We start from the raw sequence: 15,221 nt of genomic DNA on the forward strand, positions 1-15,221 counted from the left end.
CGCGGCGGAGCTGCCCCGCGGGAGGGCGGGGCGAGCGGGGACACGGAGGAACACATCGTCAGGATGCGTCCGTGAAATGGCCGGGGAAGGAACGGGTGCGCGAAGAGGAACGAGCGGCCAGGTGAAGGCGAGGAGTCTCGGAGAATCCGCCTGATGAGGGGCGGCGAGAGGAAGATACCCGGCTGATCCCCCGATCGTCACCCCCTCGCGGGGGCGCGGGTTCCCGGGCGTGTCGTACGGCCCGGGAGGGGGCCGGAGCCGGGGCCTGCCGTCGGGGGTTCCGGGGTCTCAGCGGGCCGACGCCGCCCGCACCAGGCCCTCCATCACACGGGTGTCGCCGCCCATCTCGGGATGCCACTGCACGCCCAGGACCCAGGCGGGGCCGGGCAGCTCGGCCGCCTCGACGGTGCCGTCCGCCGCGTACGCCGAGGCGATGAGGCCGTCGCCGAGCCGGTCGAGGCACTGGTGGTGGTAGGTCGGCACATCGGCGGCCTCCGGCACGAGTGAGGCGTACAGGGTGCCCGGTACCGGCTTGACGGTGTGCTCGCCGAGCACGCCCCGGCCGCCGGTGTGACCCTCCAGGTGCTGGACGATGGTGCCGCCCAGGGCCACGTTGAGGAGTTGCAGGCCCCGGCAGATGCCGAGCAGCGGGGTGCCGGTGGCCAGGGCCGCGTCGATCAGGGCCAGTTCCCAGGCGTCCCGCTCGCGGGCGGGCGGCCCGGTGCGGGGCGACGGCTCGGCCCCGTACCTGCTGGGCTCCACGTCCGCGCCGCCCGCGAGGACGAGGGCGTCGAGGCGGCTCACGACGGCGGCCGCGGCCGCCGGGTCGTCGTCGGGCGGCAGCATCGCGGCGAGTCCGCCGGACGCCCGCACGAGCCGGGGGTATCCGGCCGGCAGCAGGGCCGCGGGGAGGTCCCACACGCCCCAGCGGGCGGGCTCCAGATACGTACTGATGCCGATCAGCGGCTTGGACACGACGGCTCTCTCCGTTCGGTGGGCGGGTCAGTCCCGGGCGAGTTCGGCCTCGGCGGCGGCCAGGGCGGCGAACTCCTCCTCGGGGGCGTGGGCGACCAGGTGGTGGCGACTGTAGAAGGCGAAGTAGGCCAGCGCGATCGCGTAGACGCCCAGCGCGATGAAGGCCGCGTCCTTGTCCACCAGGAAGGTGGCCGCCAGCGCGAACAGGGCGAGCACGAAGGCGACCGAGGAGGTCAGGACGCCGCCGGGTGTGCGATAGGGCCGTGCCAGGCCCGGCTCGCGGCGGCGCAGGACGATGTGCGAGAGGGCCATGAGGGCGTAGGAGATGGTCGCGCCGAAGACCGCCACGTTCAGCATCCGGCCGCCGTTGCCGCTCCAGGCGGCCAGGGTGAAGCCGATGGCGCCCGGGATCAGCAGGCCGAGGTAGGGCGATTTGCGGCGGCTGGTCAGGGACAGGAAGCGGGGCAGGTATCCGGCCCGGGAGAGGGCGAAGAGCTGACGCGAACCCGCGAAGATCAGTGAGAAGAACGAGGCCACCAGGCCCGCGAGTCCCGCGTAGTTGACGAAGCGGCTCAGGGCGGTCGGCCCGCCGTCGCCCTGGAGTGCGACCACCAGGGGGTTGCCCGCGTCCTTGATGGCGGCCGAGCCGTGCGCACCGGTGGCGGCGAGGAAGGTCAGCACGGCGAGCAGGACGAGGACCGAGAGCGAGATGGTCAGCGCCCGCGGCATGGACCGCACCGGGTCCTTGGCCTCCTCGGCCGCGAGCGGCACTCCCTCGACGCCGAGGAAGAACCACATGCCGAACGGGAGCGCGGCCCAGATGCCGAGCACTCCGAACGGCAGCCACGAGCCGGAGCCGAACGCCGAGGCGTCCACCGGGACGTCGTCGAGGCGGGCGGCGTCGAAGTGGGTGAACGCGCCGGCGGCGAACACCAGCAGGGCCGCCACCGCGATCGCGGTCACCACCAGGCTGAAGCGCAGTGCCTCGCCCACGCCCCACAGGTGGATGCCGATGAAGACGGCGAAGCAGGCGAGGAGCACGGGCCAGCGGGAGGTGAGCCCGAACAGGCCGAGGGAGGCGACGTAGTCACCGATGAAGAGCGAGATCGCGGCGGGCGCCAGGATGTACTCGATGAGGATCGCGGTGCCGGTCAGAAACCCGCCCCAGGTGCCGAGCGCCCGGCGGGCGAAGCCGTAACCGCCGCCCGCCGTGGGCAGGATGGCCGACAGCTCGGCCAGCGAGAACACCAGACAGGCGTACATGAGGCCCATCAGGACGGTGGCGGCGGCGAGCCCGCCGAAGCCGCCCTTGGACAGGCCGATGTTCCAGCCGGAGTAGTCGCCGGAGACCACGTAGGCGACGCCCAGGCCGGTGAGCAGCAGCCAGCCGGCGCTGCCGCGCCGCAGGGTGCGCCGGTGCAGATAGTCGTCCTCGGCCGGGGCGGAGGACGCGGTGCGCAGATCGGTGCCGTCGGCCATGAGCCGCTCCAGATGATCGTCACGGGGAGATCCGGGGGAGTCCGGTCAAAGGTATGGCTGCATACCTTTGCCGGAGGGCAGGGAGTTGCGCAAGGGGTGTGCGCGAAACCGCGGGTGCGGGGGAGGGAGGAAAGAGGGAGGCGGACCCGGGCCGTGGCGCACGGACCGGCTCAGGTGAGGAAGCCGCGCAGCAGCGCCGCCGTACCGCCGCAGTGCTCCCGCATCACTTCGCGCGCGCCGTCGGCGTCCCCGTCCAGGACCGCCTCGACCAGCGCCGTGTGCTGGTGCTGGGAGTGCTCCAGGTTGCGCACCAGGAGCGGGATGCAGTCCAGGAGGTCGTTCACGGTCGCCCGCACCGCCGCGTACTGGGCGGTGAGCGAGGGGGATCCGGACAGCTCGGCCAGGGTGAGGTGGAGCAGCGTGTCCTGGCGGCGGTAGTCGGTGAGCTCGGCGTCGTGCGTCGCGGCGAGCGCGGCGCGCAGCCGCCCGGCGCCCTCCTCGCTCAGGCCGTTCGCCGCGCACAGGCCGGCCGCCCCCACTTCGAGCACCTCGCGAAAGCGCAGGACGTCCTCCACGTCCACCGACGCGACGCGCCGGCGCAGCTCGTCCTCGCCGCCCCCGTCCGGGCGGGGCAGTACGAACGTGCCGCCGTAGCGTCCGCGTCTGCTCTCCACCAGGCCCTGCTCCTGGAGCACCTTGAGCACCTCGCGCAGGGTGACCCGGCTGATGCCCATCCGCTCCGCCAACTCCCGTTCGGAGGGCAGTCGTTCACCGGCGGGGACGAGGCCGAGACGCAGCAGCTGGAGGATCTGCTCCAGCGCTTCCTCGAAGCCGTTGCCGGCCCGTACGGTCCGCAGGACGGGGACGAACGTGTCCGGCGCGCGCACCTCCGGGCGGTCCGCCGAGTCGATCTTCTTCGCCACGTCGTGGTTTCCCCTTCCCAATCAATGGTCCTACCCCATACCTTATGGCTCTCGGCTGACCCAAGGAGGAGCTTCCCGTGGCAGACCGCACACCCCCGCTCGCGATCGAGGAGCTGCGCGCCCTCGTCGCGAGCGGTGAGATCGACACTGTCGTCCTCGCCTTCCCCGATATGCAAGGGCGGCTGCAGGGCAAGCGCTTCGCCGCCGGGTTCTTCCTCGACGAGGTCCTGGCCCACGGCACCGAGGGCTGCAACTACCTGCTCGCCGTCGACACCGAGATGAACACGGTCGAGGGCTACGCCATGTCGTCCTGGGAGCGCGGCTACGGCGACTTCGCCATGCGTCCCGACGCGGCCACGCTGCGCCGCGTCCCGTGGAACGAGGGCACCGCGATGCTCATCGCCGACCTCGCCTGGAACGACGGTGCCCCGGTCGTCGCCGCGCCCCGCCAGATCCTGCGCCGCCAGCTGGAGCGCCTCGCGGAGCTCGGCTACACCGCCCAGGTCGGCACCGAGCTCGAGTTCATCGTCTTCCGGGACAGCTACGAGCAGGCCTGGGACGCCGGGTACAAGGGGCTCACCCCGGCCAACCAGTACAACATCGACTACTCGGTGCTCGGCACCGGCCGCATCGAGCCGCTCCTGCGCCGCATCCGCAACGAGATGCAGGCGGCCGGTCTGACCGTCGAGTCGGCCAAGGGCGAGTGCAACCCCGGCCAGCACGAGATCGTCTTCCGCTACGACGAGGCCCTGGTCACCTGCGACCAGCACGCCGTCTACAAGACCGGCGCCAAGGAGATCGCGGCCCAGGAGGGCGTCTCGCTCACCTTCATGGCCAAGTACGACCAGCGCGAGGGCAACTCCTGCCACATCCACCTCTCGCTCACCGACGCCGACGGCCACAACGTGATGGCGGGCGACGGGCCCGGCGCCATGTCGCCCGTGATGCGCCACTTCCTGGCCGGACAGCTCGCCGCGCTGCGCGACTTCTCCCTCCTGTACGCGCCCAACATCAACTCCTACAAGCGCTTCCAGCCGGGCTCCTTCGCGCCCACCGCCGTCGCCTGGGGCCACGACAACCGCACCTGCGCGCTCAGGGTCGTCGGCCACGGCGCGGGCACCCGCTTCGAGAACCGCCTGCCCGGCGGCGACGTCAACCCGCACCTGGCCGTCGCCGGCCTCGTCGCGGCCGGCCTGTACGGCATCGAGAACGAGCTGGAGCTGCCCGAGGCCTGCACCTCCAACGCCTACGCCGGCGACTACGCGCACGTCCCGACCACCCTGCGCGAGGCCGCCGAACTGTGGGAGAACAGCCCCATCGCCAAGGCCGCGTTCGGGGACGAGGTCGTCGCGCACTACCGCAACATGGCGCGGGTCGAACTCGACGCGTTCGACGCCGCGGTGACCGACTGGGAGCTCCGCCGCTCCTTCGAACGCCTGTGAGGAACGAGTTGTCCACTGCGTACGAGCTTCAGGTGCTCAACCCGGCCACCGAGGAGGTGATCGCGACCGTCCCCGGCACCACCCCCGCCGAGGTGGACGCCGCGGTCCAGCGGGCCGCTGCCGCCCAGCGCGGCTGGGCCGCCGCGGCCCCCGCCGACCGGGCCCGGCTGCTGCGCCGCTTCGCGGCCGTCGTCGACGAGCACATCGAGGAACTGGCCGGGCTGGAGGTCCGCGAGGCCGGGCACACCATCGGCAACGCCCGCTGGGAGGCGGGCAACGTCCGCGATCTGCTGGACTTCTCGGCCGGGGGAGTGGAGCGCCTGAGTGGCCGTCAGATCCCGGTCGCGGGCGGGCTCGACATCACCCTGCTCGAACCGCTCGGCGTGATCGGCGTCATCGCCCCCTGGAACTTCCCCATGCCGATCGCCGCCTGGGGCGCCGCCCCCGCCCTCGCGGCCGGCAACGCGGTGCTCCTCAAGCCCGCCGAGACCACCCCGCTCACCGCGCTGCGCCTGGCCGGACTCGCCCTGGAGGCGGGGCTGCCCGAAGGGCTCTTCCAGGTGCTGCCGGGCGCCGGACCCGTCACGGGGAACGCGCTCGTGGAGCACCCCGGCGTCGCCAAGATCGTGTTCACCGGTTCCGGCCGGGTCGGCCGGCAGATCATGGCCACGTGCGCCCAGCGCGTGAAGCGGGTCACCCTCGAACTCGGCGGCAAGAGCCCCAACATCGTCTTCGCGGACGCCGACATCGAGGCGGCGGCCGCCGCCACCCCGATGTCCTTCCTCGACAACTCCGGCCAGGACTGCTGCGCCCGTACCCGCATCCTGGTCCAGCGCACCGCCTACGACCGCTTCATGGACCTGCTCGGCCCGGCGCTCACCCAGGTCGTGGTCGGCGACCCGGCCGACGAGAAGACGCAGATGGGCCCGCTGATCTCGCGCGCACAGCTGGACCGCGTCCGGGGCTACGTCCCCGACGGCGCTCCGGGGCTGCGCGGCAGCGCGCCCGAGGGGCCCGGCTTCTGGTTCCCGCCGACCGTCCTGACCGGTCTGGACGCGGACGCGCCCGCCGCCGTCGAGGAGGTCTTCGGGCCGGTGGCCGTGGTGCTGCCCTTCGAGGACGAGGCGGACGCGGTCCGGCTCGCCAACGCCACCGACTACGGGCTGTCCGGATCGATCTGGACCCGCGACCTCGGCCGCGCGCTGCGCGTCTCGCGGGGCGTCGCGGCGGGCAACCTCTCCGTCAACTCCCATTCCAGCGTGCGTCATTCGACCCCCTTCGGCGGCTACAAGCAGTCCGGACTCGGCCGTGAGCTCGGCCCCGACGCGCTGGCCGCCTTCACCGAGACCAAGAACGTCTTCATCAGCACGGAGGCCTGAGCACACATGAGCGACGACACCGCAACGACCGCGGGGGGCTCCCCCCTGACCCCCGTCTGCCGCCGTCTGGTCGGCCGGACCGCCGTCATCACCGGAGCCGGCAGCGGCATCGGTCTCGCCACCGCCAGGCGCCTGGCCGCCGAGGGCGCCAACGTGGTGTGCGGGGACATCGACGCGAGCGCGGGCAAGGCCGCGGCCGAAGCCGTCGGCGGCACCTTCGTCCAGGTCGACGTCACCGACCAGGAGCAGGTCGAGGCGCTGTTCAAGACGGCCTTCGACACCTATGGCAGCGTCGACATCGCGTTCAACAACGCGGGCATCTCGCCGCCCGACGACGACTCCATCCTCACCACGGGACTCGACGCCTGGCGGCGCGTCCAGGAGGTCAACCTCACCTCCGTGTACCTGTGCTGCAAGGCGGCCCTGCCGTACATGCAGCGCCAGGGCCGCGGCTCCATCATCAACACCGCCTCCTTCGTGGCCGTCATGGGCGCCGCCACCTCACAGATCTCCTACACCGCGTCCAAGGGCGGCGTGCTGGCCATGTCACGCGAACTGGGCGTGCAGTTCGCCCGCGAGGGCATCCGCGTCAACGCGCTGTGCCCGGGGCCGGTCAACACCCCGCTGCTCCAGGAGCTGTTCGCCAAGGACCCGGAGCGCGCCGCGCGCCGTCTGGTGCACATCCCGGCCGGGCGGTTCGCCGAGGCCGACGAGATCGCCGCGGCGGTGGCCTTCCTGGCCAGCGACGACTCCTCGTTCATCAACGCCACCGACTTCCTGGTCGACGGCGGCATCTCCGGCGCGTACGTCACCCCCCTCTAGACCGACCGCCCCCGTTGTTCACCCGGGGGTCACGCACCCGGCAGCCGGGCGTCGCACGACGCCCGGCTGTGCCGTCTAGCGTTCCCGACGATCTTCCCGACGACAGGAGTCCTCCCGCGTGTCCACGTCCCTCACCGCCCGCAGGCTGGCGGTCATCGCCGCGGCCCTGTCCCTGGCCGCCGCCGGACTCGCCGCGGCCCCGGCCGCCGCGGCACGCCCGGCCCACTGCCCCCAACTGACCGTCGGCCAGGGGTGGTTCGCGGACAACCAGGACCGTATCCAGGACCTGATCGACACCTACGGAACGTGCGGCGCGGGCGCCGGCGCGCGCCACGGCAAGCGGCCGCTCGCCGTCTTCGACTGGGACAACACCGTCGTCAAGAACGACATAGGCGACGCCACCCTGTACTGGCTGCTGCGCCACTCCAAGATCCGGCGCCCGGCGCACGGCGACTGGCACACCACCAGCCGCTACCTCGGCGACGAGGCGGCGGGGGCCCTCGCCGCGGCCTGCCCGGCGGGCCCCTCCACCACCCTGCCGACCGCCACCGACACCCGCTGCGCCGACGAGATCCTCGCGGTGTACGGCGAGGGCGCCACCAGCGCGGGCGCCCCCGCCTTCGCCGGTTACGACCGGCGCACCATCGAGCCCTCGTACGCCTGGCTCGCCCAGCTCCTGCGCGGCTGGACCCCCGCCCAGGTCACCTCCTTCGCGAGCGCGGCACGCGCCGAGAACCTGGCGGCGCCCGTCGACGCCGTCCAGACCGTGGGCAGCAACACCAGAGCGACGGCCTGGGTGCGCTACTACGACCAGCAGCGCGATCTGATCCGTACGCTGCGGAAGGCCGGCTTCGACGTCTGGATCACCTCGGCCTCGCCCGAGCCGGTGGTCGACGCCTGGGCGCGCGGCGCGGGCGTGGCCCCGGACCACGCGATCGGCATCCGCTCCACCACCGAGCACGGACGCATCACCGCACACCTCAAGGGCTGCGGCTCGGTCCGGGACGGCGCGGACTCGATGATCACCTACATCGACGGCAAGCGCTGCTGGATCAACCAGGAGATCCTCAAGGTGCGCGGCGCGGCGGCCGAGAAGGTGCAGCCGGCGGGCCGGCGGCAGGTGTTCGCGGCCGGCGACTCCGACACCGACGTCTCCTTCCTGCGGGACGCGACCGGCCTGCGCCTGGTCCTGAACCGCAACAAGAACGAGCTGATGTGCCGGGCGTACGACGACAGCGACGGCCGCTGGATCGTGAACCCGATGTTCATCGAGCCCAAGGGGCGGAAGGCGGCGCCCTACCCCTGCGCCGGCACCGCGTACACCGACCACGACGGCCGCACGGGCCCCGTGCGGCGGGCCGACGGGTCGGTCGTTCCGGACCAGTGGGACACGGTGTACGGGGGCTGAACGCGGTTTCCGGGGCGGCGCGCGTCAGCGGGCCGGCCCCGGCCGGTGTCCCCGCCCGGCCGGGGCCGGCGCCCGCCGTCGCCCGAGCGTGCCGGGCTACAGGAAGGGCTACAGGAAGGTGCGGCCCTCGCCCCGGTACGTCGGCACGGTGGCCGTCACCCGGTCACCCTCGATGAGCCTCAACTCCTCGAAGCGCTCGCACAGTTCGCCCGCCTTGGCGTGCCGGAACCACACCTTGTCGCCGATCAGCAGGTCGTCCGCGGCGGAGCCGAGCAGCGGCGTCTGCACCTCGCCCGCGCCCTCCTGCGGGTCGTAGCGCAGCCCCTCCGGCAGATACGGCACCGGCAGCCGGTCCGCGCCGGGCGCGCCCGAGGCCGGATAGCCGCCGCCGAGCACGGTCACCACGCCGACCCCGGGCCGGCGCACCACGGGCTGGGCGAACAGGGCGGCCGGACGGCCGCTGAACGAGGTGTAGTTGTCGAAGAGCCGCGGCACGTACAGGCCCGAGCCCGCCGCGATCTCCGTCACCGCCGCCTCGGCCGCGGTGTGCTGCACGCTCCCCGTGCCGCCGCCGTTGACGAACTCCAGGTCCGGCGCCACCGCCCGTACCGCGCGCACCACTTCGGCCCGCCGCGCCGCCAGCTCCTTGCGGGCCGCCGACTGCATGAGCCGGATGGCCCGCGAGCGCAGCGGGCTGCCCGCCACGGCGTCGCCGACCCCGGCCACGTGCCCCTCGTACGCCATCAGGCCCACGAGCCGGAACCCCGGCCGGCGCGCCACCGAGCGGGCCAGTTCGGCGAGTTGGGCGGGGGTGCGCAGCGGGGAGCGGCGGGCGCCGACGCGTACCCGGCCGCCGAACAGCTGGAGCGCGGTGTCCAGCTCCAGGCAGACCCGCACCTCCTCGCCGGCGCCCTCGCGCGCCCGGTCCACCAGGTCGAGCTGCGCCGGGTCGTCCACCATCACGGTCACGGCCCGCGCCAGTTTGGGGTCCGAGGTCAGCTCGGCGAAGCCGGCCCGGTCCGCGGACGGGTAGGCGAGCAGGACGTCCTCGAACCCGGCCCGCGCCAGCCACACCGACTCGGCGAGCGTGAACGACATGATCCCGGCGAACCCGGGCCGCGCCAGCACGCGTTCCAGCAGGGCGCGGCACCGCACCGACTTGCTGGCCACGCGGATCGGTTTGCCCGCCGCCCGGCGGACCAAGTCGGCCGCGTTGGCGTCGAACGCCTCCAGATCGACGATCGCGACGGGCGCATCGAGATGAGCGGTCGCCCGGTCGTAGCGGGCGCGGTCAGCGGCGCGGGGTGTCATGGCGGAAGCCTGCCAGAACCGGTTACCACAAGGTAGGGGAGGGCGGGCACGGATCTCACGGGCCCCCGGGCGGTCTGCGCCCGCACAGGATCAACCCGTAGAGTGACGGCCTGGCGGTAACGGGCTGAGCTGGACGGCAAGAGGGCACGAGGGGGGCGGATGACCACCGACGCACGACCCCCCGGGCCTCCTCGGACCCCGCCCCCGCGGATCGATCCGGGACCCGTCCTGCCGGACACCCCCCGCCGCGCCAACACCGCCGGCCACCCCAACGCCCCGATGCCGCCCGCCCCTTCGGCATCACGGCCGCCCGAGATACCTCCGCTGCCGGCCGCCCCTTCGGCGTCGCCGTCCGCGATACCCCCGCTGCCGTCCGCCCCGCCGAAGCCGCTGCTTCCCCCCGAACCGCTGTCCGACGAGCCCGGGCCGCTGCGGCCCGTACCGGCGCGCCGCCCGGGGCGGGTGGCCGCCGCCGCGGTCTGCGTGGTCCTCGGCATCGGGCTCATCGGCGGGGCCGCCGCGGGCACCTGGCTGGGCGACGACTCCGCCGGGGCCGAGGACCGCGGCAACTTCACCGCCGCCCGCGCCCTGTGGCACAGCGTGCCGGTCGACACGCTCTTCCCGCCCACCATCCACGGCACCGGCGCGGGCCCCGGCGGCGCGGACCGTGCCTGGACGCGGATCGGGGTCGCCCCCGACAGCGGCTGCGCGGGCGCGCTCGACCCCCTCCTGCTCAAGGTCCTCGAACCGGTGGGCTGCGCCCGCATGGTGCGCGCCACCTACACCGACGCCACCCACAGCAGCGTGACCACCGTCGGCCTCGTCTTCACCGAGGCCGACCCCGCCGCGATGACCGCCCTGGCGAACCGGTTCAGCACCGAGAAGCTGGCCACCCGCACCGATCTGATGCCGCGTGCCTACCCCGTCAAGGGCACCGACGCGGCCTCGTTCGGCGACAAGCAGCGCGCGAGCTGGACGGTACGGGTCCTCACCGACGCCCCCGTGGTGGTCACCGCCGCCTCCGGCTTCGCCGACGGCCGCACCGTGGCCACGCCCCGGCCCGCCGAACAGGCCACCGCGCCCGGGGCGAACGGGCCGGTGGCCGAGGCGGGCCTGGGCCACGACGCCAAGGGCATCGCCGACACCGTCGAACGCGGCCTGCGCAAGAGGGCCGCCGCGAGTCCGGAGCCCGCCAAGTGACCGCCCCAGACGCCCCGTTCGGCCCGCGGGCGCAGCGCCGGGCACCGACGCCCGGGGCCGCCCGGCTGCGCCGCACCGGCGCCCTCGCCTGCGCCGCCGTCCTCACCCTGCTCCTGTGCGCCGCCCCGGCCCGCGCCGACGGCATCCGGGACCGCCAGTGGGAGCTGGCCGCCATGCACACCCAGCAGGCGTGGCGTACGAGCGAGGGCCGGGGCATCACCGTCGCGGTCCTGGACACCGGAGTCGACGACAGCCACCCCGACCTCACCGGGCAGGTCCTGCCGGGCAACGACCTCATCGGCTTCGGGGCCGGCCCCGGCGGCCGCGACTGGGCCCGGCACGGCACCGCCATGGCCGGCATCATCGCCGGTCACGGCCATGGTGCCGGGAACCGGGCCGGGGTGCTCGGCATCGCTCCGCAGGCCAGGATCCTGCCGGTCCGGGTCATCCTGGAATCCACCGACCCGGCCCGCAAGCAGGCCCGCGAGACCAAGGGCGGCGCGCTCGCCGCCGGCATCCGCTGGGCCGCCGACAACGGCGCCGGTGTCATCAACCTCTCCCTCGGCGACGACAGCGCCTCCGCGCACCCCGAACCCGCCGAGGACGCCGCCATCCAGTACGCGCTCGGCAAGGGCGCCGTGGTGGTGGCCTCCGCGGGCAACGGGGGCGACCAGGGCGACCACATCTCCTACCCGGCCGCCTACCCCGGCGTCATCGCGGTGGCCGCCGTCGACCGCAACGGCACCCATGCCTCGTTCTCCACCCGCCGCTGGTACGCCACCGTCAGCGCGCCCGGCGTGGACGTGGTCATAGCGGACCCGGACCGCAAGTACTACGAGGGCTGGGGCACCAGCGCCGCCTCCGCGTTCGTCTCCGGCGCCGTCGCCCTGGTGCGGTCCGCCCACCCCGGCCTGTCCCCGGCGCAGATCAAGAAGCTCCTGGAGGACACCGCCCGCGACGCCCCCGACGGGGGCCGCGACGACGCCCGCGGCTACGGCATGATCGACCCGGCCGCCGCCCTCGCCGCCGCCGCCCGCCTCAAACCGGCCGCCCCGCGCCCGGAGGCCGCCGCGTCCGGCCGTACGTACTTCGGCGCCGGCCCCGACGCGCCCGCCACCCCCGCCGACCCCTCGGACTGGCTGGCCCCGCTCTCCGCCGCCGGCGGCGTCCTGCTGCTCGGGGCCGGGGTCGCGCTCTGGCGCTCCACCCGGGTCAGGACCCCGCGCGAGTGGCTCTGAGCCGGGAGGCCGTGGGCGGGGCGGGGCAGGCGCCCGGTTAGGCTCGTCGGGTGGCGCTCAAGAACATTCCGGATTCCGGTTTCTCCGACGACGACGGCACCGCCGCCCCCGAACTGACCGAGGCACTGGCCGCCTGGGCGAAGGACCGGTCGGCCGAGCCGCGGGTGCTGGCCGCGCTGCGCGGCGCGCGGCTGCTCGTGCCGGTGGTCGCGGTGCTCGGCGAGAGCGAGACCGACGAGAACGGCCTCACCCGCGAGAAGACCAGTGACATGGCGGTGCCCACCCTGAAGGCGGGCGACCGCACGGCGCTGCCCGCCTTCACCTCGACCGAGGCCCTCGCCCGCTGGGACCCGGCGGCCCGCCCGGTCGCCGTTCCGCTGCACCAGGCCCTCGCGGCGGCCGTGCACGAGAAGGCGGACACCGTGGTGATCGACCTCGCGGGCCCGGTGGCGTACGAACTGAGGGGCGCGGCGCTGCTGGCGCTCGCGGAGGGGCGCACCAGCGCGGACCCGCTGACGGATCCCGCGGTGATCGGCGCGGTGCGCTCGGCGGTGGCCGGCGTCCCGGAGGTGGTCCGCGCCCACCTCGGCCCCGGCGCCGCGGACGGCACGCTCGCGCTGGTCCTCGCCGACGGGGCGGCGCCCGCCGAGGCGGGGCGCCGGGTGGCCGAGCTGATCGCCGCCGACGAGACGCTGCGGGCCCGGCTGGTCCGGGGCCTGGACCTCGCGGTGCTGCCGGCCGGGGCCCCACAGCCGAACGAGCCGCTCTTCACCCGCTGAGGGGGAGGAGCGGCCCGTCGGTGCGGCGCTGGAGAAGGGGTCAGCCGAAGACGGCGCCCGTGTACTTCTCGCCCGGGCCCTTGCCCGGCTCGTCGGGCACGACGGAGGCCTCGCGGAAGGCCAGCTGGAGCGACTTGAGGCCGTCGCGCAGCGGGGCGGCGTGGAAGGACGAGATCTCGGTGGCCCCGGCGTCGAGCAGGCCGGCCAGGGCGTGCACGAGCTTGCGGGCCTCGTCGAGGTCCTTGTACTGGTCGCCCTCCTCGGTCAGACCGAGCTTCACGGCGGCGGCGCTCATCAGGTTCACGGCGACCGTCACGATCACCTCGACCGCCGGGACCTCCGCGATGTCGCGGGCCATGGTGTCGAAGTCTGCGGGCTCAGGGGTGGGCGTCTCACTCATGGCCCCCACGATATGCGGTGGGCGGACCGCCTCCGCCCGCGCACTCGATTCGCCCGCCCGTCCGGTTGCTGCTAACCTTGTGTAACGACCGGCCAGGCACGTGTGCCCGGCCCACAAGTGGAGGCTCCGATCTCCCACCCGACCACCCTCACGGGAGGCGGGTCATCCGGTCAGGTGGCCCCCATCGTTCCGTACGGACGATGGAGCCGCCCGATGTGCGCCCCGCGGTGGACCCGCGGCGGTGTTCCGGTTTTCTTGGAGCCCCGCCTGTGTCCGTCCCGGGGCATTTTTTGTGCTCGTGGCGGTTGGTCACGTCATCAGAGACGTACGCGGCTGTCTGCCAGACAGTCGTGTGGTGCTACCGAGGAGGATCCATCAGCGCCGAGCCCCGCATCAACGACCGGATTCGCGTTCCCGAGGTGCGACTTGTCGGCCCCAGCGGCGAGCAGGTCGGAATCGTTCCGCTTGCCAAGGCCCTGGAGCTCGCCCAGGAGTACGACCTCGACCTGGTCGAGGTCGCGGCGACCGCCCGTCCGCCCGTGTGCAAGCTCATGGACTACGGGAAGTTCAAGTACGAGTCGGCCATGAAGGCCCGTGAGGCGCGCAAGAACCAGGCGCACACGGTCATCAAGGAGATGAAGCTCCGGCCGAAGATCGACCCGCACGACTATGACACCAAGAAGGGTCACGTCGTCCGGTTCCTCAAGCAGGGCGACAAGGTCAAGATCACGATCATGTTCCGTGGTCGTGAGCAGTCCCGGCCGGAGCTCGGCTACCGACTGCTCCAGCGCCTCGCCTCGGACGTGGAGGAACTCGGCTTCATCGAGTCCAGCCCGAAGCAGGACGGCCGGAACATGATCATGGTTCTCGGTCCGCACAAGAAGAAGACCGAGGCAATGGCCGAGGCTCGCGAGGCCCAGGCGGCCCGCAAGGCCGAGCGTCAGGGTCACTCGGCCCAGACGGAGGAGTCCGCCCAGGACGAGACCGTCGCCGAGGCGCCCGCCGCCGAGGCCGTGGCCGAGGAACACCCCGCCGAGGCCTGATTCCGGGACAGCCCGTTCCGGAAATCAACCGACATACATGACGCTCCCGAGCGCCGGTCCCCGGACCGGCTGGGGGCGCCACTGACGAGGAGATAACGGCGCTATGCCGAAGAACAAGTCGCACAGCGGTGCCAGCAAGCGCTTCAAGATCACCGGCTCCGGCAAGGTGCTCCGTGAGCGTGCCGGCAAGCGCCACCTGCTCGAGCACAAGTCGTCCAAGCTGACGCGTCGCCTCACCGGCAACGCCGAGATGGCCCCGGGCGACGCCAAGAAGATCAAGAAGCTTCTCGGCAAGTGACGTTCCTCCGCCTCCGCGCCCCGGAGGCGGAACGTCGAGACCGGGACCTATTCGATTTCGGGCCGTGTGAGTCCAACCACGGCCCCGCTACAAGGAGTTAACAAGTGGCACGCGTCAAGCGGGCAGTCAACGCCCACAAGAAGCGCCGGGCGATCCTCGAGGCGGCCTCCGGCTACCGCGGTCAGCGTTCGCGCCTGTACCGCAAGGCCAAGGAGCAGGTCACCCACTCGCTGGTCTACAACTACAACGACCGCAAGAAGCGCAAGGGCGACTTCCGTCAGCTGTGGATCCAGCGCATCAACGCCGCTGCCCGCCAGAACGGCATGACGTACAACCGCCTCATCCAGGGTCTGAAGGCCGCCAACATCGAGGTGGACCGCAAGATCCTGGCCGAGCTCGCGGTCAACGACGCGAACGCGTTCGCCGCGCTCGTCGAGGTGGCCCAGAAGGCGCTTCCGAGCGACGTCAACGCCCCGAAGGCCGCGTAAGCGCCTGACGGTTTGTTGAGCCGGACCGGACCCGCA

15 protein-coding genes are annotated in these 15,221 nt (G+C 73.2%); 10 read left to right on the top strand and 5 right to left on the bottom strand.

The features are described from left to right. Positions 1-288: 288 nt before the first annotated feature. The 3 genes from ACGF3I_RS16995 to ACGF3I_RS17005 form a co-directional block, all read right to left on the bottom strand. Complete coding sequence (locus ACGF3I_RS16995) at positions 289-975, bottom strand: gamma-glutamyl-gamma-aminobutyrate hydrolase family protein (RefSeq protein ID WP_393132655.1); 687 nt, start codon at positions 973-975, stop codon at positions 289-291. Positions 976-1,002: 27 nt separating this feature from the next. After that, positions 1,003-2,454 (bottom strand): ethanolamine permease, encoded by a 1,452-nt coding sequence (gene eat, locus ACGF3I_RS17000; protein WP_393132657.1) that lies wholly within the window; start codon positions 2,452-2,454, stop codon positions 1,003-1,005. Positions 2,455-2,624: 170 nt separating this feature from the next. Then, complete coding sequence (locus tag ACGF3I_RS17005) at positions 2,625-3,377, bottom strand: FadR/GntR family transcriptional regulator (RefSeq protein WP_393132659.1); 753 nt, start codon at positions 3,375-3,377, stop codon at positions 2,625-2,627. Positions 3,378-3,454: 77 nt separating this feature from the next. Here ACGF3I_RS17005 and ACGF3I_RS17010 point away from each other — a divergent pair, with 77 nt between their 5' ends. The 4 genes from ACGF3I_RS17010 to ACGF3I_RS17025 all read left to right on the top strand — a co-directional run bounded on the left by ACGF3I_RS17010 (position 3,455) and on the right by ACGF3I_RS17025 (position 8,428). After that, complete coding sequence (locus ACGF3I_RS17010) at positions 3,455-4,819, top strand: glutamine synthetase family protein (protein WP_393132661.1); 1,365 nt, start codon at positions 3,455-3,457, stop codon at positions 4,817-4,819. 8 nt (positions 4,820-4,827) lie between these two features. Next, positions 4,828-6,198, top strand: a complete 1,371-nt coding sequence (locus tag ACGF3I_RS17015; protein WP_393132663.1) for an aldehyde dehydrogenase family protein — start codon at positions 4,828-4,830, stop codon at positions 6,196-6,198. A gap of 6 nt (positions 6,199-6,204) precedes the next feature. Next, complete coding sequence (locus ACGF3I_RS17020; protein ID WP_393132665.1) at positions 6,205-7,020, top strand: 3-oxoacyl-ACP reductase; 816 nt, start codon at positions 6,205-6,207, stop codon at positions 7,018-7,020. A gap of 118 nt (positions 7,021-7,138) precedes the next feature. Next, on the top strand, positions 7,139-8,428 hold the full coding sequence (locus tag ACGF3I_RS17025) for an HAD family hydrolase (protein ID WP_393132667.1): 1,290 nt from the start codon (positions 7,139-7,141) through the stop codon (positions 8,426-8,428). A 108-nt stretch (positions 8,429-8,536) separates the two neighbouring features. Here ACGF3I_RS17025 and ACGF3I_RS17030 read toward each other — a convergent pair whose 3' ends face one another. Then, positions 8,537-9,739, bottom strand: coding sequence for an amino acid deaminase/aldolase (locus ACGF3I_RS17030; protein ID WP_393132669.1), 1,203 nt, complete (start codon positions 9,737-9,739; stop codon positions 8,537-8,539). A 159-nt stretch (positions 9,740-9,898) separates the two neighbouring features. On the opposite strand from ACGF3I_RS17030, the gene ACGF3I_RS17035 reads away from it, so the two are divergent. From ACGF3I_RS17035 to ACGF3I_RS17045, 3 genes are read left to right on the top strand one after another with little or no spacing between them, the layout of a single operon-like run. Next, on the top strand, positions 9,899-10,939 hold the full coding sequence (locus tag ACGF3I_RS17035; RefSeq protein ID WP_393132671.1) for a hypothetical protein: 1,041 nt from the start codon (positions 9,899-9,901) through the stop codon (positions 10,937-10,939). After that, entirely contained in the window at positions 10,936-12,177 is a 1,242-nt protein-coding gene (mycP, locus tag ACGF3I_RS17040) for a type VII secretion-associated serine protease mycosin (RefSeq protein WP_393132673.1), read from the top strand. The genes ACGF3I_RS17035 and mycP overlap by 4 nt, the downstream gene beginning before the upstream one ends. A 50-nt stretch (positions 12,178-12,227) precedes the next feature. Beyond that, positions 12,228-12,956: an SseB family protein gene (locus ACGF3I_RS17045; RefSeq protein ID WP_393132675.1), complete on the top strand. Its 729-nt coding sequence runs from the start codon at positions 12,228-12,230 to the stop codon at positions 12,954-12,956. A gap of 40 nt (positions 12,957-12,996) precedes the next feature. Here ACGF3I_RS17045 and ACGF3I_RS17050 read toward each other — a convergent pair whose 3' ends face one another. Then, positions 12,997-13,356, bottom strand: a complete 360-nt coding sequence (locus ACGF3I_RS17050) for a DUF1844 domain-containing protein (RefSeq protein ID WP_393132677.1) — start codon at positions 13,354-13,356, stop codon at positions 12,997-12,999. Positions 13,357-13,706: 350 nt separating this feature from the next. On the opposite strand from ACGF3I_RS17050, the gene infC reads away from it, so the two are divergent. From infC to rplT, 3 genes are all read left to right on the top strand, one after another. Next, complete coding sequence (gene infC / locus ACGF3I_RS17055; RefSeq protein WP_393132679.1) at positions 13,707-14,399, top strand: translation initiation factor IF-3; 693 nt, start codon at positions 13,707-13,709, stop codon at positions 14,397-14,399. A 103-nt stretch (positions 14,400-14,502) separates the two neighbouring features. Beyond that, a complete protein-coding gene (gene rpmI, locus ACGF3I_RS17060) occupies positions 14,503-14,697 on the top strand; it encodes a 50S ribosomal protein L35 (RefSeq protein ID WP_030754426.1) in 195 nt (64 codons plus the stop codon). Positions 14,698-14,801: 104 nt separating this feature from the next. After that, positions 14,802-15,185, top strand: a complete 384-nt coding sequence (gene rplT / locus ACGF3I_RS17065; protein ID WP_003970214.1) for a 50S ribosomal protein L20 — start codon at positions 14,802-14,804, stop codon at positions 15,183-15,185. Positions 15,186-15,221 lie beyond the last annotated feature (36 nt).

This window comes from Streptomyces sp. NPDC048111 (assembly GCF_043202815.1).
Taxonomy (GTDB): domain Bacteria; phylum Actinomycetota; class Actinomycetes; order Streptomycetales; family Streptomycetaceae; genus Streptomyces.

Excerpts from the sequence above, each read along its gene's own strand:
- ACGF3I_RS17050 (WP_393132677.1), bottom strand. The coding sequence starts at position 13,356 with ATGAGTGAGACGCCCACCCCTGAGCCCGCAGACTTCGACACCATGGCC.
- ACGF3I_RS17020 (WP_393132665.1), top strand. The coding sequence starts at position 6,205 with ATGAGCGACGACACCGCAACGACCGCGGGGGGCTCCCCCCTGACCCCC.
- rpmI (WP_030754426.1), top strand. The coding sequence starts at position 14,503 with ATGCCGAAGAACAAGTCGCACAGCGGTGCCAGCAAGCGCTTCAAGATC.
- eat (WP_393132657.1), bottom strand. The coding sequence starts at position 2,454 with ATGGCCGACGGCACCGATCTGCGCACCGCGTCCTCCGCCCCGGCCGAG.
- ACGF3I_RS17035 (WP_393132671.1), top strand. The coding sequence starts at position 9,899 with ATGACCACCGACGCACGACCCCCCGGGCCTCCTCGGACCCCGCCCCCG.
- ACGF3I_RS17030 (WP_393132669.1), bottom strand. The coding sequence starts at position 9,739 with ATGACACCCCGCGCCGCTGACCGCGCCCGCTACGACCGGGCGACCGCT.